23 protein-coding genes are annotated in these 22,119 nt (G+C 59.1%); 9 read left to right on the top strand and 14 right to left on the bottom strand.

Annotated features, from left to right (window positions below; all coding sequences use genetic code 11):
- Positions 1–108 precede the first annotated feature (108 nt).
- From G6R15_RS00220 to cobA, 5 genes are all read right to left on the bottom strand, one after another.
- Positions 109–516 (bottom strand): DUF934 domain-containing protein, encoded by a 408-nt coding sequence (locus tag G6R15_RS00220; protein ID WP_164657782.1) that lies wholly within the window; start codon positions 514–516, stop codon positions 109–111.
- Positions 513–1,274 carry a phosphoadenylyl-sulfate reductase gene (locus G6R15_RS00215; protein WP_164657781.1) on the bottom strand — a complete coding sequence of 254 codons (762 nt, stop codon included), beginning with the start codon at positions 1,272–1,274 and terminating at the stop codon, positions 513–515. The genes G6R15_RS00220 and G6R15_RS00215 overlap by 4 nt, the downstream gene beginning before the upstream one ends.
- The gene (locus G6R15_RS00210) at positions 1,264–2,928 is read right to left on the bottom strand and encodes a nitrite/sulfite reductase (protein ID WP_164657780.1); all 1,665 of its coding nucleotides are present in this window, start codon (positions 2,926–2,928) and stop codon (positions 1,264–1,266) included. Before G6R15_RS00210 ends, G6R15_RS00215 begins: the two co-directional genes overlap by 11 nt.
- A 64-nt stretch (positions 2,929–2,992) precedes the next feature.
- Positions 2,993–3,307 (bottom strand): DUF2849 domain-containing protein, encoded by a 315-nt coding sequence (locus G6R15_RS00205; RefSeq protein WP_164657779.1) that lies wholly within the window; start codon positions 3,305–3,307, stop codon positions 2,993–2,995.
- Positions 3,307–4,083 (bottom strand): uroporphyrinogen-III C-methyltransferase, encoded by a 777-nt coding sequence (gene cobA, locus G6R15_RS00200; RefSeq protein WP_164657778.1) that lies wholly within the window; start codon positions 4,081–4,083, stop codon positions 3,307–3,309. Before cobA ends, G6R15_RS00205 begins: the two co-directional genes overlap by 1 nt.
- 144 nt (positions 4,084–4,227) lie before the next feature.
- On the opposite strand from cobA, the gene G6R15_RS00195 reads away from it, so the two are divergent.
- Complete coding sequence (locus tag G6R15_RS00195; RefSeq protein WP_164657777.1) at positions 4,228–4,689, top strand: Lrp/AsnC family transcriptional regulator; 462 nt, start codon at positions 4,228–4,230, stop codon at positions 4,687–4,689.
- Positions 4,690–4,931: 242 nt separating this feature from the next.
- Here G6R15_RS00195 and G6R15_RS00190 read toward each other — a convergent pair whose 3' ends face one another.
- Positions 4,932–6,110 carry a cytochrome P450 gene (locus G6R15_RS00190; protein WP_164657776.1) on the bottom strand — a complete coding sequence of 393 codons (1,179 nt, stop codon included), beginning with the start codon at positions 6,108–6,110 and terminating at the stop codon, positions 4,932–4,934.
- Between the two features lie 61 nt (positions 6,111–6,171).
- On the opposite strand from G6R15_RS00190, the gene G6R15_RS00185 reads away from it, so the two are divergent.
- The 5 genes from G6R15_RS00185 to G6R15_RS00165 all read left to right on the top strand — a co-directional run bounded on the left by G6R15_RS00185 (position 6,172) and on the right by G6R15_RS00165 (position 12,761).
- Positions 6,172–7,923, top strand: a complete 1,752-nt coding sequence (locus G6R15_RS00185) for an ATP-binding protein (protein ID WP_240336626.1) — start codon at positions 6,172–6,174, stop codon at positions 7,921–7,923.
- On the top strand, positions 7,920–9,149 hold the full coding sequence (locus G6R15_RS00180; RefSeq protein WP_164657774.1) for a sigma-54 dependent transcriptional regulator: 1,230 nt from the start codon (positions 7,920–7,922) through the stop codon (positions 9,147–9,149). Before G6R15_RS00185 ends, G6R15_RS00180 begins: the two co-directional genes overlap by 4 nt.
- A gap of 366 nt (positions 9,150–9,515) precedes the next feature.
- Positions 9,516–10,517: a DctP family TRAP transporter solute-binding subunit gene (locus G6R15_RS00175; RefSeq protein ID WP_164657773.1), complete on the top strand. Its 1,002-nt coding sequence runs from the start codon at positions 9,516–9,518 to the stop codon at positions 10,515–10,517.
- Positions 10,518–10,650: 133 nt separating this feature from the next.
- Positions 10,651–11,343 carry a TRAP transporter small permease gene (locus G6R15_RS00170; protein ID WP_164657772.1) on the top strand — a complete coding sequence of 231 codons (693 nt, stop codon included), beginning with the start codon at positions 10,651–10,653 and terminating at the stop codon, positions 11,341–11,343.
- Positions 11,343–12,761, top strand: a complete 1,419-nt coding sequence (locus G6R15_RS00165; protein WP_164657771.1) for a TRAP transporter large permease — start codon at positions 11,343–11,345, stop codon at positions 12,759–12,761. Before G6R15_RS00170 ends, G6R15_RS00165 begins: the two co-directional genes overlap by 1 nt.
- A gap of 132 nt (positions 12,762–12,893) precedes the next feature.
- On the opposite strand, the gene tpiA is transcribed toward G6R15_RS00165, so the two are convergent.
- Positions 12,894–13,643, bottom strand: coding sequence for a triose-phosphate isomerase (gene tpiA, locus G6R15_RS00160; protein ID WP_164657770.1), 750 nt, complete (start codon positions 13,641–13,643; stop codon positions 12,894–12,896).
- A 140-nt stretch (positions 13,644–13,783) separates the two neighbouring features.
- On the opposite strand from tpiA, the gene G6R15_RS00155 reads away from it, so the two are divergent.
- A complete protein-coding gene (locus tag G6R15_RS00155; RefSeq protein WP_164657769.1) occupies positions 13,784–14,701 on the top strand; it encodes an isopenicillin N synthase family oxygenase in 918 nt (305 codons plus the stop codon).
- Between the two features lie 168 nt (positions 14,702–14,869).
- Here G6R15_RS00155 and G6R15_RS00150 read toward each other — a convergent pair whose 3' ends face one another.
- The 5 genes from G6R15_RS00150 to G6R15_RS00130 all read right to left on the bottom strand — a co-directional run bounded on the left by G6R15_RS00150 (position 14,870) and on the right by G6R15_RS00130 (position 19,099).
- Positions 14,870–15,241: an iron-sulfur cluster assembly accessory protein gene (locus G6R15_RS00150; protein ID WP_164657768.1), complete on the bottom strand. Its 372-nt coding sequence runs from the start codon at positions 15,239–15,241 to the stop codon at positions 14,870–14,872.
- A 138-nt stretch (positions 15,242–15,379) separates the two neighbouring features.
- Positions 15,380–16,621 (bottom strand): glycerophosphodiester phosphodiesterase family protein, encoded by a 1,242-nt coding sequence (locus G6R15_RS00145; RefSeq protein ID WP_164657767.1) that lies wholly within the window; start codon positions 16,619–16,621, stop codon positions 15,380–15,382.
- Positions 16,622–16,765: 144 nt separating this feature from the next.
- Entirely contained in the window at positions 16,766–17,128 is a 363-nt protein-coding gene (locus tag G6R15_RS00140) for an SUF system Fe-S cluster assembly protein (RefSeq protein ID WP_164657766.1), read from the bottom strand.
- Between the two features lie 526 nt (positions 17,129–17,654).
- Complete coding sequence (locus tag G6R15_RS00135; protein WP_164657765.1) at positions 17,655–18,182, bottom strand: porin family protein; 528 nt, start codon at positions 18,180–18,182, stop codon at positions 17,655–17,657.
- Positions 18,183–18,406: 224 nt separating this feature from the next.
- Complete coding sequence (locus tag G6R15_RS00130) at positions 18,407–19,099, bottom strand: CatB-related O-acetyltransferase (RefSeq protein WP_164657764.1); 693 nt, start codon at positions 19,097–19,099, stop codon at positions 18,407–18,409.
- Positions 19,100–19,200: 101 nt separating this feature from the next.
- On the opposite strand from G6R15_RS00130, the gene G6R15_RS00125 reads away from it, so the two are divergent.
- Positions 19,201–19,665: a MarR family winged helix-turn-helix transcriptional regulator gene (locus G6R15_RS00125; protein WP_164657763.1), complete on the top strand. Its 465-nt coding sequence runs from the start codon at positions 19,201–19,203 to the stop codon at positions 19,663–19,665.
- A gap of 191 nt (positions 19,666–19,856) precedes the next feature.
- On the opposite strand, the gene G6R15_RS00120 is transcribed toward G6R15_RS00125, so the two are convergent.
- Entirely contained in the window at positions 19,857–20,129 is a 273-nt protein-coding gene (locus G6R15_RS00120; RefSeq protein ID WP_164657762.1) for an NfeD family protein, read from the bottom strand.
- On the bottom strand, positions 20,129–21,019 hold the full coding sequence (locus G6R15_RS00115; RefSeq protein ID WP_164657761.1) for an SPFH domain-containing protein: 891 nt from the start codon (positions 21,017–21,019) through the stop codon (positions 20,129–20,131). The genes G6R15_RS00120 and G6R15_RS00115 overlap by 1 nt, the downstream gene beginning before the upstream one ends.
- A gap of 168 nt (positions 21,020–21,187) precedes the next feature.
- Between G6R15_RS00115 and G6R15_RS00110 the strand changes: the two genes are divergently transcribed.
- Positions 21,188–22,099 (top strand): nucleoside hydrolase, encoded by a 912-nt coding sequence (locus G6R15_RS00110; protein WP_164657760.1) that lies wholly within the window; start codon positions 21,188–21,190, stop codon positions 22,097–22,099.
- The last annotated feature ends 20 nt before the right edge of the window (positions 22,100–22,119 follow it).

The raw sequence follows: 22,119 nt of genomic DNA, 5'->3' as shown, positions 1-22,119 counted from the left end.
TTATATCTGCCGGTGCTGTAAACCGACAACTCCGTTTAAGCGTTGATCCAAGTCAGGAAAAGGGGGCAATCGGCCCCCTTTGGTTCACAAGCTGGCTATGACGCAGGATTATCCGCGCAGGCGGGCCTGATAGTCGTGGTCTTTCCAGTTGGCGCGGGCCAGCCATTGATCCTCCGGCTGGCGCTTGGCCAGATCTTGATCAATCTCGACTTCGTCAAACCCTGAGCGCCTTGCCATGGCGTACTGGTCGGCCAACACGTGACCTTTGGCACGCAGACGACCGGTGAAGCCTTTAAGGCGCAGGGTGCGCGCGATGGTAAAGCCGCGACCATCCGAAAAGGACGGGAAATCCACCCGCACCATCTTGGCTGACCCCAGGCGGCCAATCAATTCGTCGGGGTTGGTGTCGGACGCCACGTCCAACGCCACCACATCATTGGCGGCATCGTCCAGGGTGACAAAGCCGTCGGTCCAGTCGTCGGGCTGAAAGCCCTCGTCGCTTACGATCACGTTCATGTCTTTTCTCCTACGCGCACCATCTTGCCGTTGACAAAATGGATACCGCATTCTTCTTTGTTCTGATCGCGCCAGCGTCCGGCGCGGGGATCTTCGCCCGGTTTCACCTTCGACGTGCATGGCGCACAGCCGATTGATGGATACCCTTGGGCCACCAGCGGATGCCGGGGCAATCTGTTTTCTTCCATGTAGGCGCGTACATCTTCGGGCGCCCAGTGGGCCAAAGGGTTGACCTTGATCCGGCCGGTTCCATCTTCGACCTCGAAGAAATCGAGCGTGGCGCGGGTGCCCGCTTGAAATCGTTTGCGACCGGTGATCCAGCCGTCAAAGCCACCCAGGGCACGCTGCAGCGGGATCGTCTTGCGCAGCGTGCAGCAGGCGTCGGTGTCGCTCAGGTGCAGGGCGCCATAAGGGTCCTGTTTTGCCACATCCTCGTCATCCGCACGGATGATACGCACATTCTTGAGTCCCAGCCGCTCTGCCACTTCGGCCTGATAGACCAGCGTTTCGGCAAAGAGCATCTGGGTGTCCACAAACAGCACCGGCACTGTTTGGTCGATCACCGCCGCCATGTGCAGCAGAACCACCGATTCCGCGCCAAAGCTGGACACCAGAGCGATGTCACCCGCCTGCGTCAGCGCCCCGTGCATGACATCGGTGGCGCTGTGGTGGCGATAGCGGTCGTTCAGAGCCTCGACCTTGTCGGTCAAGGCCTGACGATCTGCTCCCAGTTCCGTTTGGATCTCGTCAAGCGGCATCGGCCTGTGCCTCGGGGTAAAGGGCCGCTTTGAACGGCGCCAGACCAAGGCGACGGTAGGTCTGCAGGAACGTCTCGTCCTTGCTGTCGCGCAGGTCGAGGTAGGCATAAACCAGACGTTCGACGGCAGGTACGATTTCGTCATACGAGAAGCCGGGACCGGCGCGTTCACCGATAGAGGCGTTTTCCGATCCGTCGCCGCCCAGGGTGATCTGGTAGTTTTCGACGCCAGCACGGTCCAGACCCAGAATACCGATGTGACCCACATGGTGGTGGCCACAGGCGTTGATGCAGCCCGAGATCTTGATCTTCAGGTGGCCGATGTCATGCTCCAGCTTCAGTTCGTCAAAGCGGGTCGCGATGGTTTCGGCAACCGGGATCGAGCGGGCCGTAGCCAGCGCGCAATAGTCCATGCCGGGGCAGGCGATGATGTCGCTGATCAGGCCGATGTTGGCGGTGGCCAATTCGTGCTCTTTCAGGCGTGCATGGATCGCGGGCAGGTCCGATTTGTGGACATGCGGTAGGATCACGTTCTGTTCATGGCTGATGCGCAGCTCGTCATAGCCGAACTCTTGCGCAAGATCCGCCATCACGCGCATCTGCTCGGCGGTTGCATCGCCGGGCGTGTTGCCGTGCTTTTTGATCGAGATCGTGACAATCGCGTGGTCCGCGTTCTTATGCGGCGCGATGTTGGTGTCGACCCACGAGCGGAAGACCGGATCGTTGGTGTAAGCACCTTCGAACGCAGCAACCGAACCTTCGCGGAAGGCGGGCAAAGCAAAATGCGTCTTGATCTCTTCCAGCAGCGCCATGTCGACGCCTTTGAACTGCGGGCGCACCTGGGCGTAACGCTCTTCCACGCGGGCGCGGATGTCGTCGATGCCATGTTCGTGCACAGTGATCTTGATGCGGGCCTTGTATTTGTTGTCGCGGCGTCCGATCTGGTTCCACACGGAAACGGTGGCCTCAAGATAGGCCAGCAGATCGTCGAAGGCGATGAATTCGTTCAAGGTCTTGCCGATCATCGGCGTCCGGCCCAGGCCACCACCGACGATGACCTTGGCACCCAACACGCTGTCACGCTCGATCAGTTGCAGGCCGATGTCATGGGCCTTGATCACCGCGCGGTCGTTTTCCGAACCGGTGATGGCGATCTTGAACTTGCGCGGCATGAACTGGAATTCCGGGTGGTCGGTGGACCACTGGCGCAGCAGTTCGGCATAGGGGCGCGGATCGGCGACTTCATCGGCGGCGGCGCCGGCGAAGTGGTCGGCGGTCACGTTGCGGATGGTGTTGCCGCTGGTCTGGATGGCGTGCATGCCAACCTCGGCCAGGGCGTCCAACATGTCCGGCACGTCATTCAGCTTGGGCCAGTTGTACTGGATGTTCTGACGCGTGGTGAAATGGCCGTAACCCTTGTCCCACTTTTCAGCCAGCAGGGCCAGTTGGCGCATCTGCGCGCTGTTGACCGTACCATAAGGAATGGCCACCCGCAGCATATAGGCGTGCAGCTGCAGATACAGGCCGTTCATCAGGCGGAGCGGCTTGAATTCATCTTCGGTCAGCGAGCCGTCGATGCGGCGCTCGACCTGGGCGCGGAACTGAGCGTTGCGTTCAGCAAGAAAGGCGGTGTCAAACTCGGAGTAGCGATACATGGTTTGCTGTCCTTGTTGCAGCCCCGGACATGGGGCCTTTTGAGGGGAGAGAGAAGGGGCCCGATCAGGCCCGGGGCTGCGGAGAGGCTTCCTGCTTGCCGTGCACGTAGTTTGACGGCCCGGTACGGCGGAAAGCCTCTCTAAAGTGAGTGGGTTCGGGGCCGTTTTCGCCGGCCACCGCATCGGCCAGATAGGCCCCCACGATCACGTTTGCCTGCCGCGAGGCATCCAGCAGCCGCAGCTGCGCATGCGCCTCGTCGGTGATCAACTCGGCCTCGGAAATATGGCGCGACCAGCGATCATCGGCGGTTTGATAAATCACGTCACCTTCCAGCAGGTGGTTGGCAGTGACGATCTTGGGGGAAAAGGCACGGGCCATCAGGCAAATTCCTTGTGTAATTGGGGCAGGGCCTGTGCCGCGTCGCGGGGCGCGAGGCCATAAAGGGTCAGGGCGGGGCCGTTCATTTCGGCGGCAGCCAGGTCGGTGGGCAGCTTGTCCAGCGTGGTGGCCAGAACGCGCTGATCGGGGCGTGAGGCGTATTCAACCAGCGTCACAGGCGTCGCGCGGTCGGCACCGTGCATGATCAGGCGGCCCTGAACGAAACGGGCCGATTTCTTGCCCATGTAAATTGCGGCAACCTCGCCCGAGCGCGCTAAGGCGGCCCAGTCGTGATCGGCAAAGCCTTGCATGTCGTGACCAGTAAGGAAGCGCACGGATGAGTTGCGGCCACGGCGCGTCAGGCTTTGCCCGATGCCCGCCACAGCAGCCGAGGCGGCGGTCAGGCCAGGGACGATACGCCAGGTGACGCCAGAAGCTTCAACCGCTTCGATTTCTTCATCCAGGCGACCGAACACGGTTGGGTCGCCGGACTTGAGCCGCACCACACGGGCACCAGTCAGCGCAGTCTCAACCAGCAGCGCGTCGATGTCGGATTGCTTCCAAGAGGGGCCAAAGCCTGCCTTGCCCACATCGACCAGGCGGGCGGTTTTACCCGCCAGTGCCAGAATCTCTTCGCTGATCAGACGATCGTGCATCACCACATCCGCCATCTCAAACGCGCGCAAGGCTTTCAGCGTCAGCAGTTCAGGATCACCCGGACCTGCGCCGACAAAGTCGACGTGGCCTTGTGGCTTGTGTTGTGCGGTCGTGGACATTGCTGGTCCCTGTAGTGTGTTTGACTTGGCTCTCAATATAGGAAATATTCCCGACAATGCGCCATACGGGCGATCAAATAAGGACAAACGTTTTCGAGTTCTGGCGAAATGGAACGCCGGTTTCGAATGAGAGGGAAAACAGGAATGTCGGTACGAATAGACGACACAGATCGGAAAATTCTGGCTGAGCTGCAACGCGACGCCAGCCAGTCGCTGGACGAAATCGCCGGTCGGGTGGGGTCTTCCAAGACGCCGGTCTGGAATCGCATCCGCAAACTGCGCGGGGCCGGAGTGATCGGTCAGCAGACTGTGCAATTGGACGCCGAGGCGCTTGGGTTCGAAGCCTGTTTCTTTGTCCTGATCCGCACCTCTGAGCACGAGGCGGATTGGCAAAAATCTTTCCTCAAAGCGCTGCGTGATCGCCCTGAAGTGCAAGAGGCACACAGGCTGGCAGGTGACATCGATTATATTCTGAAAGTCCGGGTGCAGAACGCGCGCGCCTACGATGCGTTTTATCAGGCGCTGATTTCCGAGGTGCGGGTTCACAACGTTACTGCGCTCTTGTCGATGGAAGAGATCAAATCGACGACGATGCTGCCCTTGTAGGTGGGGAGGGGGCTCTGCCCCCAGCCGCCTTTGGCGACTCCCTCGGGGTATTTTGGGCCAGATGAAGTAGCGGATCCTTAACTCATGGAAGTTATCGTCAATCCTGCTGTTCAGGCGGGGACGCCGATGACCGCGCCAGGTGAAGCGCCCCGGCCGGATTCGGGGTGCGGATCCCCTGTTTCATCTGGCTAAAAATATCCTTGCAGGAGGCATCGCACGGCGCGTGTGATTGGTTCAAGGGTCTAGAGCTTGGCCATGAGCCGGGTGAGCCCGTGAAAATGGTAGCTGTTGGAGTATTCCGGTGGTTGGGGCAGCGACAGATCGGGGCAGCGTCGAAACAGGATCGGCAATGCGATCCGCATTTCCAGCCGGGCCAATGGTGCGCCAACGCAGAAATGCAGCCCGCCGCCGAAGCTGGTGTTGGTCTGGGTGTGCCGGGTCGGGACAAACTTGTCTGGCTCGTCCCAAATCGCCGGGTCGCGGTTTGCGGCCCCCAGCAGCAACGCCACCTGATCACCGCGTTTGAAAGTGTGCCCGTAGAGGTGGACATCTTCATAGGCATAGCGCGTGAACATATGCAAAGGCGGATCGTAGCGCAGGACTTCCTCGACGGTCTCGTCCAGTGCGTTGCCGAACAGAGCCTCGACCGAGCCGGTTTCCAGCAGCGTTTTTACACCGTTGGAAAGAGCATGCACCGTCGCCTCGTGGCCCGCGTTCAGCAGTAGGATGCAGGTACCGATCAATTCGTCGGTATTCAGCTTTTGGCCTTCCTCTTCCGCCGCGATCAACCGGGTGATCAGGTCGTCGCCTGGGTCGGTGCGGCGTTCATCGATGTAGCCACGCAGGAAATCCGTAAATTCGCTCGAGGCCTGGGCAGCGGCGTCTTCTGTCTTGCGGGTGCGGTTGGCCTGATACATAGCGACCATGGCGTGGGACCAGTTGAGCAGGTCAGGCGCCATCTCTTCGGGTACGCCCAAAAGACGGCAGATAGTGATCACCGGGACTTGGGTGCAATAGGCATCAAGCAGGTCGAACGGGCCTTCAGGAAATTGATCGATCAGGTGGTGACACAGCGTCTCGATGTCCGGCGCCAGCGCGCTGATCGCGCGTGAGGTAAAGGCGCGTAGCACCAGGGAACGCAGCCGGGTATGGCGGGGAGTTTCCGCTTCGAGCAGCGAGGTTGCCTCGATCGCCAGCCAGGGAGCCAGATGCGCCGGGCCGGGTTTCGCTTGCTCGGGTGGAACCTCGCGGCCAAAGCGGCGGTCCCGTAGGATATTTTGCACGGCGTCATGGGTAAAGGCGGCAGGCATCCTGAAGTCGGCCCAGAAGTGCAGATCCCCGTCGGCGCGCGCCGCGCGATAAAAGGCATAGGGGTTCTGGACAAATTGGGCGTCTGTCGGGGTTTGATGCAGTGTCTTCATGTGCCGAGATGTGCCGCGCCGCTCTGGTCAATGCAAGAGCGGCTTTGCTAAGGTTGGCGACATGAAGGGATATTGGCGTCAGCGCAGCTGGATCATCGTTGGGTTCTTCGGCGTGGTGGCGACCCTCGCCGCGGGCGTCTGGACCTATGGCTATCGTCAGGCGTTGGATCAACTGGCGCTTAGGGCCGAGGCCGATCTGGCGTTAGCCAGCGACCGGTTGAGCACGCAGTTACAGATTTATCAGGAACTCGCGGTGCTGACAGCAACGCACCCTGGATTGCGGGGGCTCGACAACAGCCCCGAAATGCAGGCGCAGGCCAACACGTTAATGGTGGCGATTGCCGACAAAACCGGTGCATTGGACGTGGCGTTTGCTGATCGACACGGGCGGGTTCTGGCGGCTGCTCAGGGTCTTGCAGGGCGGGATTTGTCCAAGACACCCTATTTTGAGCGTGCGATGCAAGGCGCACTAGGCACCCATCACGAGGTCATGCCCGAGACCGGGCGGCGGGCCTATTTATATGCAGCACCGGCGTTTGAACCTGATGGCCCCGTGCGCGGTGTACTGATCGTGGTGGCCGATCTTGAGGATGTGGAACAGACATGGCGAGGCTCTTTGCCACCGGTATTTTTTAGCGATGAAGCCGGAGAAATCTATATCTCCAACCGGCCCGAACTGCTGTTCTGGCAGCGAGAGGCGGGGCAGATTGGCTTGGCCCCGGCAGCAGGTGACGCGCCCGCTTTTGCGACGATTGATGTCGGTGCGCATGAGATCTGGCAGCTTGACTGGGGGCCGCATGTTCCGCGTGCAGGGCTGCACACCACTGTTAGTCTGCCTCAGATCGGGATGACCGGCGAAATCATTGTGGACGTAGCTCCGGCGGCGCGCATTGCCGGGTTGCAGGCGGCGGTTTTGGTGGCGTTGTGTTTGGCTTTTGGTGCGTTGCTGTTTCTGGCGTCGGAACGGCGTCGGGCGTTGGCACTGGCCAATGCAGATCTGGAAAGCCGTGTGGAAGATCGAACCCGAGTTCTGCAAGACACCAACGTGCAGCTGCGCCGCGAAGTGACCGAGCGCGAAGAAGCCGAGGCGGCGCTGAAACGCGCGCAGGCGGATCTGGTGCAGGCGGGCAAGCTGAGCGCGCTTGGACAGATGTCGGCAGGCATAAGCCATGAGCTGAACCAGCCGCTGATGGCGATCCAGCAGTTTGCCGACAACGGTGCGGCGTTTCTGGATCGGGGAAAGGCTGAGAGGGCTGGCGAGAATTTGGGCCGGATCTCGGATATGGCGGCGCGGATGGCGCGGATCATCAAGAACCTGCGCGCTTTTGCCCGCAATGAAAGCGAACCCATGGGCAAGGTCGATCTGGTGCAGGTGATCGACACGGCGGTCGAACTGACGGCAACGCATCTAAAGGCCGAAGGTGTGAGTTTGCTCTGGTCCCCGCCTGCGAAGTCAGTCTACGCATGGGGCGGCGAGGTGCGGCTGGTGCAGGTGTTTGTCAATCTGATCAACAATGCGGTGGATGCAATGACAGACGCTGAAGATAAGCGGATCGAAGTTGCTATTCGTGCGCACGAGCGTTTGCAAGTCATTGTGACCGACACGGGACCGGGGATCGAGGAACCGGAGAAGATCTTTGATCCGTTCTATTCCACCAAGGTGATTGGCAGTTCCGAGGGGATGGGTCTGGGTCTGTCGATCTCATACGGGCTGGTACAGAGTTTTGGTGGCAACATCCGGGGCGCAAACACAGTGCGAGGGGCGATGCTCACAGTCGAATTGGAACCTTATGGCAAGGAACAAGCGGCATGACGCGCAAGGTTTTATTGGTCGATGACGACGCGGCCGTGCGCGAGGCGCTTTCGCAGACGCTGGAGCTGGCCGATTATGACGCGCTGACAGCGGGATCGTTTGTGGCGGCCAAAGATCACATCCGTTCAGATTTCAATGGGGTGATCCTGTCGGACATTCGTATGCCGGGGCGGGACGGGTTTCACCTGCTGGACTATACTCAAGAAGTGGACGCCGAGTTACCGGTGATCCTGTTGACCGGAGAGGGCGACATCCAAATGGCGGTCGAAGCCATGAGGCAAGGGGCGTTTGGGTTCCTGGAAAAGCCCTGCGCCAGTGCGGATTTGCTAGCGGTGCTGGAGCGGGCTGTGCGCACACGGGGGTTGGTGTTGGAAAACCGTGCTCTGAAGCTGCAGCTAGAGACTGGCGATCCGGCGGCGCGGATGTTGTTTGGCACCTCGTCACAGGTAGAGGAATTGCGCGCTCGCGTCCGCTCGGTCGCGCGAACCGGGGCCGAGGTGCTGGTTACCGGGCCGGTGGGCAGCGGGATTTCCAAGGTGGCTGAGGTGATACATCTGATGTCGCTGGACAGTCAGGGCGCCTTTGTCAAACGCCCTGCAGCCGGTTTAAGCGCAGAAGAGTTCACGCGACTTTGCGACGAGGCTGCAGGAGGTGCGCTGTTTCTCGATGAGGTTTCGGCCATGCCCGAGGCCACGCAATACGCAGCGCTAGAGTTGATCGAACAGGGTGCCGGGACGCGCATTCTGGTGGGAACCACGTCGGACCTTGGGGCGCAGGCGGCGCAGGGCGCGTTCAACGCGGACCTGTTCTATCGTCTGGATGTGATGCGCGTGCGTATCCCGTCGCTGGCCGAAAGACCCGAGGATATTCCGGTGCTCTTTCGGCACTACGTGGCCCAGGCCGCCGAGCAAGCTGGCATCGACGCGCCTGAGATCACGCCAGATCACCTCGTCTCGCTGATGGCACAGGATTGGCCGGGCAATGCGCGTTCGTTGATGTCGGCGGCAATGCGATTTGTTCTGGGCATGCCCGAGGATGTGGTGCGGGCGGCGGAGCTTGGTTTGGCCGAGCAATTGGCGCGGGTGGAGCGCGCTTTGTTGGTCTCTGCTCTGGGGCGCAACAACGGCAAGGCGTCCGAGGCGGCCAAGGTGTTGAAGCTGCCGCGCAAGACGTTTTACGATAAACTGGCCCGTTATGATATCCGGCCCGAAGATTACCGTCGGTAGAGAGGGGGGCTCCCGCGTCTGCGGATCACATCAAAGATGTGTCCGAACAGACTTGGGCTTGGCAGTCCGGCCCCTGACTGGCCCGGCCTGCGACACCGTGATTCGGAGAGGTGATTCGTTCAGGTGTGCGGTTTTTCGCACAAGTGGCTGGCAGGGTGTGCGGAAATTCGCACATCGAGGAGGCTGGGTGTTTCCTAAGATTGCGAGATTTCCAGGTAATGATAAGCAAATAAACAAAAAAACCGGAATCGGTGCTGGTTTCTTACAAAGCGTTGAGCTGCTCGCACTGAGTCGGTTCACTGTCCTCAGTTCGCCGAATTCCGGCGTTGGCCAATCTGGTTCAGATAATCTGTAGGGAGAGAGCAGATGAAATTTCTAACAACCGCTGCAACCGCACTGGCGCTAAGCGTCACCGCAAGCGCAGGCTTTGCGGCCTGTGATGATGGCGAGATCGTCGTCAAATTTGCGCACGTCACAAACACCGACAAGCACCCCAAAGGGATCGCCGCCTCGTTGCTGGAACAACGTGTCAACGACGAGATGAACGGCACCATGTGCATGGAAGTCTATCCGAACTCCACGCTGTATAACGACAACAAGGTGCTTGAGGCCATGTTGCAGGGAGACGTGCAGCTTGCCGCGCCGTCGCTCTCGAAGTTCGAAAAGTTCACCAAGCAGTTCCGCCTGTTCGACTTGCCGTTCATGTTCAAGAACATCGAAGCTGTGGATGCCTTCCAATCGTCCGACGACGGCCAGGCGATGCTGGACAGCATGCAGCGCCGTGGCCTGCAGGGTCTGGCGTTCTGGCACAACGGCATGAAGCAGATGTCGGCTAGCAAGCCGCTGGTTGAGCCTACCGACGCGAACGGTTTGAAATTCCGCGTGCAGTCTTCGGACGTGCTGGTGGCGCAGATGGAAGCCATCGGCGGTTCACCCCAGAAAATGGCGTTTTCCGAAGTCTATGGCGCGCTGCAGCAGGGCGTTGTCGACGGGCAGGAGAACACTTGGTCGAACATCTACGGTAAGAAGTTCTTTGAGGTTCAGGACGGTGTAACCGAAACCAACCACGGCATCATCGACTATCTGGTCGTGACCTCGGTCGACTGGCTGGACAGCCTGGACCCGGCCGTGCGTGATCAATTCACCACCATCCTGAGCGAAGTCACTGAGACCCGCAATGGCGAGGCCTTTGCAGTCAACGAGGCGGCCAAGCAGTCGATCATTGATGCTGGCGGCACCATCCGTCAGCTGGACGCCACGCAGCGCCAGGCTTGGGTCGACACCATGAAGCCGGTCTGGGACAAGTTCGCAGGCGACGTGGGTCAGGACAAGATCGACGCAGCTCAGGCGATCAACGCCGGTTTCTAAATAACGGCGTAGAGAACACGCCAATCAAATAGCGCCGCGTCCGAAGCTGGGGAGTGTTGGATGCGCGCGCGGGCGGGCCGGTTGATCGGCCCGCCATAAACTCAAAATTCCAAAACAAAACGAGGACAGTGATATGTCTGGTCAGAACACCGGGTCATCCGGGTTCGTCGACCGGTTCGAGGAGACCGTGATTGCGGTGCTTTTGGGGCTGATGACGATAATCACCTTCGCAAACGTCGTTGCGCGCTTTGCATTCAACTCAAACATTCTGTGGGCGCTGGAGGCGACGGTGTTTCTGTTTGCCTGGCTGGTTCTGCTGGGCGCGTCATACGCGGTCAAAAAGCACGCGCACTTGGGTGTTGATGCCATCGTGAACTTGTTGCCGTCTGCCGGACGCCGGGTTCTGGGGTTGATCACCGTTGCCGCTTGCCTGATGTTTTCGTTGCTGATGCTCAAGGGGGCCTATGATTACTGGGCTGTCTTTGCCGATCTGCCGCCGACCAGCGGCCGCTGGTTTCCCACCGGGTTTGACATGAAGGCGCGCAGCCAGTCGTTTTACGAGGTGCAGGATGTGCCGATGATCGGTCTGTTCTCGTTTCTCGAAGATCTGATCAACTACGGCGACCAATACGAGAAACTACCCAAGGTGGTGCCCTATCTGGTCTTGCCGATTTCGATGCTGCTGTTGGTGCTGCGCTTCGCGCAGGCCGGTGTTCAGATCTGGTCCGGCGAGGCAGACCGCATGGTCGCCAGCCACGAAGTTGAAGATGAGCTGGACGAGGCCCGGGCCCGTGCCACAGAGGGCGAGAACGGGGGAGAGAAATAATGGACGTCATTCTTCTGTTTGGCATGGTCGTTGGCCTGATGCTGATCGGGGTGCCCATTGCGGTGTCCCTTGGTCTCAGCTCGACCTTGTTCCTGCTGGTCTATTCCGACAGTTCACTGGCGTCGGTCGCTGGCACATTGTTCGAAGCCTTTGAAGGGCATTTCACCCTGTTGGCGATCCCGTTCTTCATTCTGGCTTCGACATTCATGTCCACGGGTGGCGTGGCGCAGCGGATCATCCGGTTTGCGATTGCCTGCGTGGGGCATTTCCAGGGTGGTCTGGCGATTGCGGGCGTCTTTGCCTGCATGATGTTTGCAGCCCTGTCCGGCTCGTCCCCCGCGACGGTTGTGGCGATTGGGTCCATTGTGATCGCAGCCATGCGTCAGGCGGGTTATACCAAGGAGTTTGCCGCTGGCGTGATTTGCAACGCGGGTACGCTTGGTATCTTGATCCCGCCGTCGATCGTGATGGTGGTCTATGCGGCCTCGGTGGATGTGTCGGTGGGGCGGATGTTCCTGGCGGGGATCATTCCAGGTCTTCTGGCTGGTTTGATGCTGATGGTGACCATCTATGTGATCGCCCGGTTTAAGAACATGCCCAAGGGCAAATGGGCGGGCTGGCGCGAAATTGGTGCCGCGTTCCGCGATGCATTCTGGGGGCTGTTCCTGATCGTGATTATCATGGTCGGCATCTATGGCTATCCGTGGTATTCGTCCGAGCTGGGTCTGTACAAAGAAGGGGCAATTTTTACCCCGACCGAAGCGGCTGCAGTGGCCTCGGTCTATGCGTTCTTCGTGGCGACTTTTGTCTATCGCGATATGGGGCCGCTGGCCGAACGGGCGGGGCGCGCGCGTCGTTCTGTGATACAGAACCCGTTGGCGGTGCTGTCGGTCTGGGTACACCCCGATACCAAGCAGGCGCTGTTTGAGGCAGGCAAGTTGACCGTGACGCTGATGTTCGTGATCGCCAACGCGCTGATCCTGAAACATGTTCTGACCGAAGAGCAGGTGCCGCAAAATATCGCCAGCGCGATGCTGTCGGCCGGTTTTGGTCCGATCATGTTCCTGATCGTCGTGAACGTGATCCTGCTGATCGGCGGTCAGTTCATGGAACCCTCGGGCCTGTTGGTCATTGTCGCGCCGCTGGTGTTCCCGATTGCCATCGAACTGGGCATCGATCCGATCCATCTGGGCATCATCATGGTAGTGAACATGGAAATCGGGATGATTACGCCACCTGTGGGGCTCAATTTGTTTGTGACCTCTGGGGTGGCGGGGATGCCTATGATGGGCGTCGTGCGCGCTGCCCTGCCGTTCCTGGCAGTTCTCTTCGTTTTCCTGATCATGGTGACCTACATCCCATGGCTCAGCACTGCTATTCCCAACGCGGTGATGGGGCCGGAGATCATAACAAACTAGCGCGTGTTTCGGGCAAAGAAAAAGCCGGGCTTGGAAACAAGCCCGGCTTTATTTGTTGAGAGGAAGGAGGGGGCGCTGCCCCCGTCGCTGCGCGACTCCCCCGGAGTATTTTTGAAAAGATGAAGCTGGGGGTCAGGCCTGTTCGAGGGCCGTGATGATCGGCGAGAAATCCGCTGCCTTGAGGCTGGCACCGCCAACCAAGGCCCCGTCGACATTCGGGACCGCAAAAATTTCGGCGGCGTTGGTGGGTTTGACCGATCCGCCATAGAGCAGGCGGATCGAGCGGCCAACACCTTCGCCAAAACGGCGCTCCAGATGCGAGCGGATGAAATCATGCACTTCGCCAATCTGCTCCAGTGTTGGCACTTTGCCGGTGCCGATAGCCCATATCGGTTCATAGGCGATCACCACGTTTTCGCCCGTCGCCATATCCGGGATCGAGCCGGACATTTGCCCCGCGATGATGTCGAGCGTGTTGGCGGCCTCGCGCTGCGCCAGGCTCTCGCCCAGGCAAATCACGGCCGTCAGGCCAGCGTCGATGGCGGCCTTGGCCTTGGCGCGCACGTCTTCATTGCGCTCGTCATGATCTTCGCGCCGTTCCGAATGGCCAACGATCACCGCGGTAGTGCCCGCATCAACCAACATCGGCGCGCTGATATCACCGGTATGCGCGCCCGATGCATTGGCGTGGCAATCTTGTCCACCGATGCGAATAGGGGTGTCTTTGGCGTTTTCAGCGGCACGATGCAGCAAGGTCGCAGGAGGGCAGATCAGGATGTCGACATCAGTGTCTGCGTGGGAACCGGCAAGGCTCTCCAACTCGGCCAGACCTGCGCTGGTTCCGTTCATTTTCCAATTGCCTGCCGCCAGTTTGCGCCGCATGTGTTGCCCTCGTCTAATGTTCTGTAGTGTTATCTCAACCCCGATAGCATCGCCGGGGCGGGGTGACAATTCCGGTTGCTCCCGAGACGGCCACCCGGTAGAGGCCGCGTCACGCAATCGTCAGCGGCGGGAGGCGCTCAATGCTCGAAAACCTGGATTTGCAGTTGCTCAAAGCGCGCAACAGCGTGGAAATGCGACGGCTGGAGCTGGCAGTGCGCGAGGTCGGTTTTCTCAAGATCACCAACACAGGGATCAGCGCCACGCGTGTGGTGGAGGTGATCGAGACTTACCGCGGGTTCTTTTTGCTGCCCGAGTCAAGCAAGAGCGCTGTGGACATGGCGCGCACTGGCTCCAACCGGGGGTGGGGTGGTGGTCAGTCCGAACAGGTCGATCCAAATGCGAACCCGGATTATAAACAGGTGTTCGATTGCGGGTTTGAGCTAGATCCCGACAACCTAATTCACGAACGAAAGCTGAGTGTTTATGCGCCGAACCTTTGGCCCGAAAGCTTAGAGGGGTTTCGCGAGGGAATTCAGCTCTATTTTCACGAGGCCTCGGGCGTGGCGATGGACGTGCTGCGCGCGATTGCGCATGTCGTCGGACAGGATGAGGCGGCGTTTGATGCGGCATTCGATCCGCCGATGGCGCTGCTCCGGGGGAATTACTATCCGAAACGACCGGCTTGGGCCGGCGCGCGGGATTTTGGGATCGCGGCGCATACCGATTATGGCTGTTTGACGCTACTAGCCACCGACGATGTGCCCGGACTTGAAGTCAAAATGCCGGACGGCGCGTGGGAGGCGGTGAACACGCAGCCCGGCGAGTTCGTGATCAACTTTGGCGAGATGTTGGAGTTTTGGACCGCCGGTCAGGTCAAGGCAACTGAACATAGGGTCGTGGGGAGCGCCGACGAGCGCCTGTCCGTACCGCTGTTCTTCAACCCCGCGTATGACACCAATGTCGCTCCGCCGGGGTCGAGTGATGTGATTACTGCCGGTGAGCACCTGACACGGCGTTATGATGAGACTTACGTGCACTTGCAAAACCAGTACGCGTGACGTGTTACCAAGCTGCTCGGCCTGTCGGCCTTGCGTTTTGTGGACGGCGAGGGGCCAGGCTCATCCGGGCAAGGCCCGCATGAGCCTGGCCCAACGGCAGGAGATGTCCCGCCAGGGGCATTGATGACGGGCGGGAGCGCCTTGTTTTTCTAGAGAAAGAGCACGACGTTAGGCGTCTTGCTGCAGTTCGTCGACGCCCTTGAACTTGATCGATTCACCACACCCGCAGGCATCAACCACATTGGGATTGCTGAATTTGAATCCCGCCTCAAGCAAAGAAACCTCATAATCGATCTGCGTGCCGAAGAGGAACATTTGCGCCATCGGCGCAATCATCACGCGGGCACCGTCTTGCTCGACAACTTCGTCGAGCGGATCGTTGTCGGTTACGTACTCCATGGTGTATTCCATGCCTGCGCACCCACCCTTCTTGACGCCAATTCGCAGGCCCGTGTGGCCGTCCTTGGCCATGAGCTTTGCGATCTGGGCCGCCGCCTTGGGTGTCATCGTGACAGCCTGTTTGCCGGGAATGCCGAACATGTTGATCTCCGTTTGCGCGTTGCCCTTAATCTAGGACGCTGCCGCCTAAGGCTCAAGGGGCTGCGGTTCAACAAAAAAGGAACCGTTCCCTATGCGACAGGAACGGTTCCGGTGATGGGCCTGATAGGTTTGGGGGGATCAGAGGCCCATGCAGTTTGCGTAATAGGTCACAGTTGCAGGCCAATCCGAGAACACACCTTCGACGCCTACGTCCTGCGCCAGCACGTCCAGCACCTGGAAATACATGGAATCGTTGTTGGTCAGCTCATTGACCGACTGGAAATACCAGCCACCGCCATTTGCCAGCGGTCCCGACCGTTCCAGGGTCCAGGTGATGATCTTCAGATCTGCCTCTTTGGCGGCCTTGGCCCAGGCCGAGGGCACCATCTTGCCGCCCTCGACGCTCACCAGCATCCACATCGGCGGAGCGATGTAATTGACGCCTTTTGACTTCAATTCGGCAAAGTCATGTGGGAAGGTCGCCGGGTCAGTGTGGTCGAAACCTTCGACCCGGTACGAGGCATCTAGGAACACAGCCTGTTTTCCAAAGTCTGGTTCGTTTTCAATCCAGTACAGTACGTCTTCAAGATTGAAGGATTGCGCCCAAACGTCCCCGGGAGGCACTCCGGCCGCTTTGTATTCGTCGATCATCTTCTGCGCATAGTCCGCTTGACTGAACCCGTTGTGGGGCATCTCAACCGAGGGGGATTTCAGTTCGGGGGTAAACTTGGCCCCTAATTCGCGGAACAGCGCGATGGATTCCGCGTGCGTCATGCTGCGCGCACCATCGACATAGAGCGTTGTCCGCCACCGGGCGACTCCGCCTTGATAGGCCTCGGCCGTAGCAGCTGTCTTGTCAGCACTGTCCATCTTGGGTTTCAGCGTGCGGAATTGTTCCAGCGTGAGGTCCGAAGTCCGGCATTCAGCCGTCGCCGGAGCGCCACTCGTCGCAGGCGAGAAGGGCACGATACAGGTGTCGACCAGGTCACTGACCAGGATGTTGGTGGTGGTGTGCAGATCGTTCTGGGCGTGGCGGCAGACCAACTCATGATCCTTGGTAAAGGTCACGTCGCATTCCAGAATACCGGCCCCCATGCGGGCAGCAGCAACGTTTGATTCTACAGTGTGTTCGGGGTAAAGCAGCGGCGCACCTCGGTGGCCGATCGAAAACAGGCTGCGTTTGGGGGGCTGGCCTTCGCAGGACTGCAGTTTGGTTTTGAGCGGTCCTTCGGGCAGCTTGTCGATCAGGTAGGCGGGGCGGTCGCCGTAACTGAGGGCGGGTTCGTTCACCTGTGGCTGAGTGCCGCCAACGGCATGAACAAGGGTTGGGGCGAAGGTAGGGCACAGCAGCAATGCAGCGCAGGCCAGGGTGTGGCGCATGGGGGTCATCTCCGACGGTCGTTGTTGGCCGAAACCTTACCGACCAAGTATGACAGTGATCCGTCGGAATAGTAACGGGCACACAAAGGTTTTGTGACATCCCATTGATTTCTGTGGATAAATTTGGGTGATTTCGTGGGTGTCCTACATAAAGCCCAGTTCGAGACGCGCCTCATCCGACATCATCTCCATGCCCCAGGGAGGCTCCCAGGTCAGTTCAACGTCGACTTGTTTGACGCCGGGCAGTGGGTCGACGGCATCGGCGACCCAGCCGGGCATTTCACCTGCGACAGGGCAGCCGGGCGCGGTCAGGGACATGATTACCCGAACCGCATTTTCCTCGTTGATCTCAATGGTATAGATCAGCCCCAGCTCGTAAATGTTGACCGGGATTTCGGGGTCATACACGCTCCGGCAGGCATCCACCACGGCGTCATAAAGCGGGTGATTGACAGAGGACGGCGCAATCAGCGGTGCGCCTTCCATGGGTTCGGTCGAATGAGTCATCAGGGCCTCGATCTGCTTCCTGAGTGATTATATAGGGAAAGCACCATGGGCCGTCCAGAGGTCGCGTGTTAATGCCGCAACTGCGAAAGGATACGGTACAGCGTGCCTGTGACATGCGTGCACTATGCGTGCACCAAGCGTGCACCGCTGCGGCACAGCAAATCGACCTTCTGATGCGTGGTACGGAAAAGGCTTTTTTGACGCTCTTGCGGCTTGGGACAATGGCGCGCGAGGTGATCGTTCGGTATGGATTATTCGCCACGGGAATACGGGTTAGGTTTTCGGCTTTTCGATGGCCAGAGCTATTTTGTTAAGTCCCGAATGGATCGCGCCTCCCAGGATGCAGGCACCGACGACAATTCCGACAAATAGTATGATTGAACCCGTCTCCATGAGCGGTCTCCTTATGTGATTTCTGCCCTCGTTCGGGCGAGTTTTTGGATGACTTTGCGGATGGGACTGCGATTTTGCAATCCGCAACCGCTTTGTCGATGATCGTTGCCAGATCAGCTGTCTTTAGTGGCAATCAGAATTGGTAGGAAATTCCGAGCGCGAGCTGAGTTGTGTCGACGTCAACGCCAGTGGATCTGATATCAAAGCTGTCCCGGGTAAGTTCTCCGCTGACGATTATTCTGTCAGCTGCCTTGTATCCGATTCCAATTCCGTAGGTTGCGCCGCTTTCGTTGGCAGATCCCAAGTCAACATTGGCGTAGCCGAGAACACCATACACCAGGGTCGGGCCAAGATCGTAACCCACCCTTATTTTCAACCGGGTTGTGTCCATGTCTTTGGACGCGCCCAGTCCCTTGTATTCGGCAGTGCCATAGCTCAGCTCGCCCCCGATGACCCAGTTGTTGAACAAGGAGTGGTTGTACCCCAATTGAACGCCATAGACGGGAGAATGGTCGCTGAGGCCTGCGGTCCCGCTGGTAAGGTCAGCATCTGACGCGCCAAAATGGAGACCAGCGTAAAAGCCGTTCCAATCTTCGCCAGCGATGGCGAGGGTCGGGGCGCTGAACAGGGCCACGAGTGTCGTCATTGTTGTGAATTTCATAGTCTTTTCTTTCTAGGTTGCTCGCCTGGGCGTCCTGTCCAGGCGGTTGGTTGCCCTGCCATCGGCAAGGTTTGGTTGGCGCACAGATGATCGGCCGACGAAACATGTGTTCATCAGAGAACGCCGGTGGGCGGGTGTTTGATCAGCTCGGCAAGGGACACGCCTATTGGCTGCGCAAAATCGCGCATTGAGAGGCTGTATCGAAGTGTTGGGTTTGGCCGCAGCTAGACGTGAGGTTCGGTTATTGCGTCAGCATCGTTTCGGTCCGCTAGTGCAAGAATATTGCCTTGCTCGATTAGTTGGAGGTTTTGGGCAATCTTTTCCGGGGGCCAGGCCCACCAGGCGAGGTCTAGCAACTGGGTGATTTCATCAGGGTTGAACCGCATTCGGATCAGTGTTGCGGGGTTTCCGGACACCACGGCATAATCTGGAATTTTACCACGTACGACGGCCCTTGCGGCGACAATGACACCGCAGCCAAGCTCGGCCCCGGGCATCAAGACGGCTTCTCGTCCGATCCAGCAATCATGCCCCACAACCGTGTCCCGCCCGCGGGGGAGGGATGTGCGATAGGTGCCCATCCGCTCGGGGTTAAAGACGCTGAAGGGGTAGGTCGAAATTCCGTCCATGGGATGGTTGGCGGTGGCGGTTATGAATTGCACCCCCTGCGCGATCTGGCAGAATCTGCCGATGCGCAACTGCTCGGGGGCGCCGGGATACAGGTAGGGGGCCAAGGTGCCGGCATAGTCGTCAGGCAAATTGCGATCGTTGTAGTAAGTCCAATCCCCCACTTCGATGTTCGGATGGTCGATGGTTTCAGACAGAAAGACAGTGGCCGGATCATGTGACCCATCAGGGAAAACCAAAGGATTCCGCGTTCTTGGGTTTGGTAAAGGTATCCGGGTGTCGTCAGCCATGGGGCCACTCCGCGTCTGGAAACATGATCTTGCATGGGGTAATTATGATGCAGATAAAGATATGTCAACTGAGTTGACGAAATAATCGGAGAGGCATTCGAATGTCCGACGACAAAGAGGATATGTCGCCTGCTGAGATGCTGTATGCGGGAATTCAAATGACTCGCATATTGCTTCGCAACATTACGTCGCGCCTGGAGGCGGATCTGAACGGGACTGGTATTGGTGTCGGCGAACGGGCTATTCTGGAGGTTCTGATCTCGGTCCCGCAGGCCACCGGACCTGAGATCACGCAGATACTGCAAGTGAAACGACAGCTGGTTGGACGTCTGCTCAAAGAGCTGATCGAGCGGGGGCTTTTGAAAACCATTCCCAACCCCAAGCACCGGACCTCGCATTTCTATGTTTTGACCAAAGAGAGCAGAGATCTGATTGAAGGGATCCGCGCGACAGAGATGGCGCGGATCGGTGAATTTGCTTCGTGTTTCACCCCAGAGGAAATACGCGGATACTATGCTGTTCAGACCAAGCTCGACGCGGTCATGACGCCGGGTTCCGGCAGATGATGACACTCAATTGGGGGGGCGGTCGCAACGCTTAGCATCACATTTCGTTTGCCGGGTGTCCGCGTCGTCTTTGTGTCGTCGTTACCGAAGCGGTGACGGATGAGTTATTGCTCAGAGAGGAAGCGCGGGAGTGCCCGGCCAAGGCGTTGGCGTCTTCAACCCGATCTGTGAACCGAGTTGAAGAGACAGTGTCAGTGGTTGATGTCATCCTCGAAGTGTTTCACCTGGCCGGTGCGCAGGGCAAAGCTGCGGCGCAGGATCAGCCAAGCGGCGAGCGACAGCGCGGCGAAGATCAAGGCCAGTACGGGCAGCGTCCAGGTGATGGGCAAGAGCAGCAGCAGGCCCGTGAGGGCCGCGCCGATGGCGAAGCCCAGGAAGATGAAGCCAGGCGCCAGCACCTCGATGATCGCCAGCACCAGCGCTGCGGCCATCCAGACCCACCAGACGGACCAGAGGTCGGCCATCATTTGCCTCCTTTCAGCATCTTGAAGGCGTCGCCAAAGGCTTCGATCGCGTTGGCGGGCAGGACGATGGTCTGTTTGCCGGTCCCATTGCCAAGGGCGTTGAGCGATTCCACCTGTTTCAGGGCGACCTGATACTGCGCCGCCTCGATGCCGTTTTCGGCGATGGCCTTGGCGACAACCTCGGTTGCATAGGCTTCGGCCTCGGCCTGGATACGGCGGGCTTTGGCGGTTTGCTCGGCGGCATACAATTCGGCGTCGGCCTGCAGCTCAACCGAGCGTTTCATGCCTTCGGCCTCGGTAACCTGGGCACGGCGGGCGCGCTCGGCATTCAGCTGTTGCAGCATGGCGTCGCGGGTGGCCTGATCCAGGTTCACATCCAGGATTTCGGCGCGGGTCACTTCTATGCCCCAGTCGTCAACGGCGGTCTCGACCGAGTGCTGGATCTGCCCGATCAGCTGGGCACGGTTGGATTGCACCTCGTCCAGGTCCATCTTGCCGATCTCGGCGCGCACGATGCCGGCCACGGTGGTGGCGATGGCACCATCGACGTCGCGGATGCGGTAGACGGTCTTTTCCGGTTCAAGAATGCGGTAGAACACAGAGGTGTCGATCTGCACCAGCACGTTGTCCTTGGTGATGGCGTCCTGTGTGGCATTGGGCAGCTGGCGTTCCAGGATAGAGATCTTGTGGCGGGCGACGTCCAGAAACGGCACGATAAAGTTGATGCCGGGGCCAAGCACCGAGTGCAGGCGGCCAAAGCGTTCAACCACGTATTTTTCGGACTGTGGCACGATCTTGATCCCTTTGAGGATGATGACCACGATGAAAATGGCAGCCAGGACAAATACGATGTTCTGGGTAATTAGGCCTAGGATCTGATCTTCGGTCATATGCTGCTCCTGAAGTGATTGGTGTACAATGGTATACAGTTGGGGGTTGAGTCGCCCGTTTTCAAGTCAGGTATGAGGAGAATGGCGTGTCTGGCAAGGGGAATTGGACTTGGGGTGGCGCCATCTGAGGGGCTGGCGCGGCGTTGCAGATGGGCGTATCAGGCTGGAATGAAACTGATTATCGACACAGACCCAGGCATCGACGATGCGATGGCGATAGCCTATGCCCATGCGTCCCCCGACATCGATCTGCTGGGGCTGACCACGGTATTTGGCAACACCCATGTGGCGCAATCGAGCCGGAATGCGCGCTATCTGTTGGACCTTTTGGGAGCTGACCTGCCCGTGGCGACCGGGGCGGCGTTGCCCTATGGGTCGGATACCTACCAGCCGTCAGCCTATGTGCATGGGGACGAGGGGTTCGGGCATTTCACGGATGTGCCGCAGATCGGTTCGGATCATCCCTTGCCCGCTGCCGAGTATCTGGTCGAAATGGCGCGCGTGCATCGTGGCGAGTTGTCAGTCTGTGCCATAGGGCCTCTGACGAACATTGCCGATGCAATCCGGATGGACCCTGGGTTCCTGAGCAACTTGGCGCAGTTGGTGATCATGGGTGGGGCGGTGTTCTGCCCGGGCAATATCACCAAACACGCCGAAGCGAACATCTATCACGACGCGCAAGCCGCAGCCGAAGTGCTGAGTTCTGAGGGGAACATGGTTCTGGTTGGGCTCGATGTGACCTTGCAGACGCTCTATCGGGCGTGCGATTTTGAGGATTTGGCGCAGGCGTCCAAGGCCACGGGCGGGTTCTTGCAGGACATTTCCCGGTTTTATCTGGAGTTCTATCAGAACGTTGCCGGGGAAGACGGCTGTGGCTTGCATGATTCCACCGCTGTGATTGCGTGCACCCACCCGCATCTGTTCCAGATGGTTGAGACGGCCGTAAAGGTCGATGTGGCGGGCGAGGCTCTGGGCGCGACACGGGCTGTGGATACAGGCGTCAAAGTGCGGGTGTGCCGGGATATTGACGGTCAAGCTGTTGTGGACCTGTTTACCGGGCAGGTGGCGAGCTTGCCCTGAGCGCTTGCATTGGCTGGGGC

It is taken from the genome of Tropicibacter sp. Alg240-R139, assembly GCF_900537075.1.
Lineage (GTDB): Bacteria > Pseudomonadota > Alphaproteobacteria > Rhodobacterales > Rhodobacteraceae > Falsiruegeria.
The sequence above is the reverse complement of the archived record's forward strand: the minus strand, read 5'-3'. Positions and strand labels throughout refer to the sequence as shown.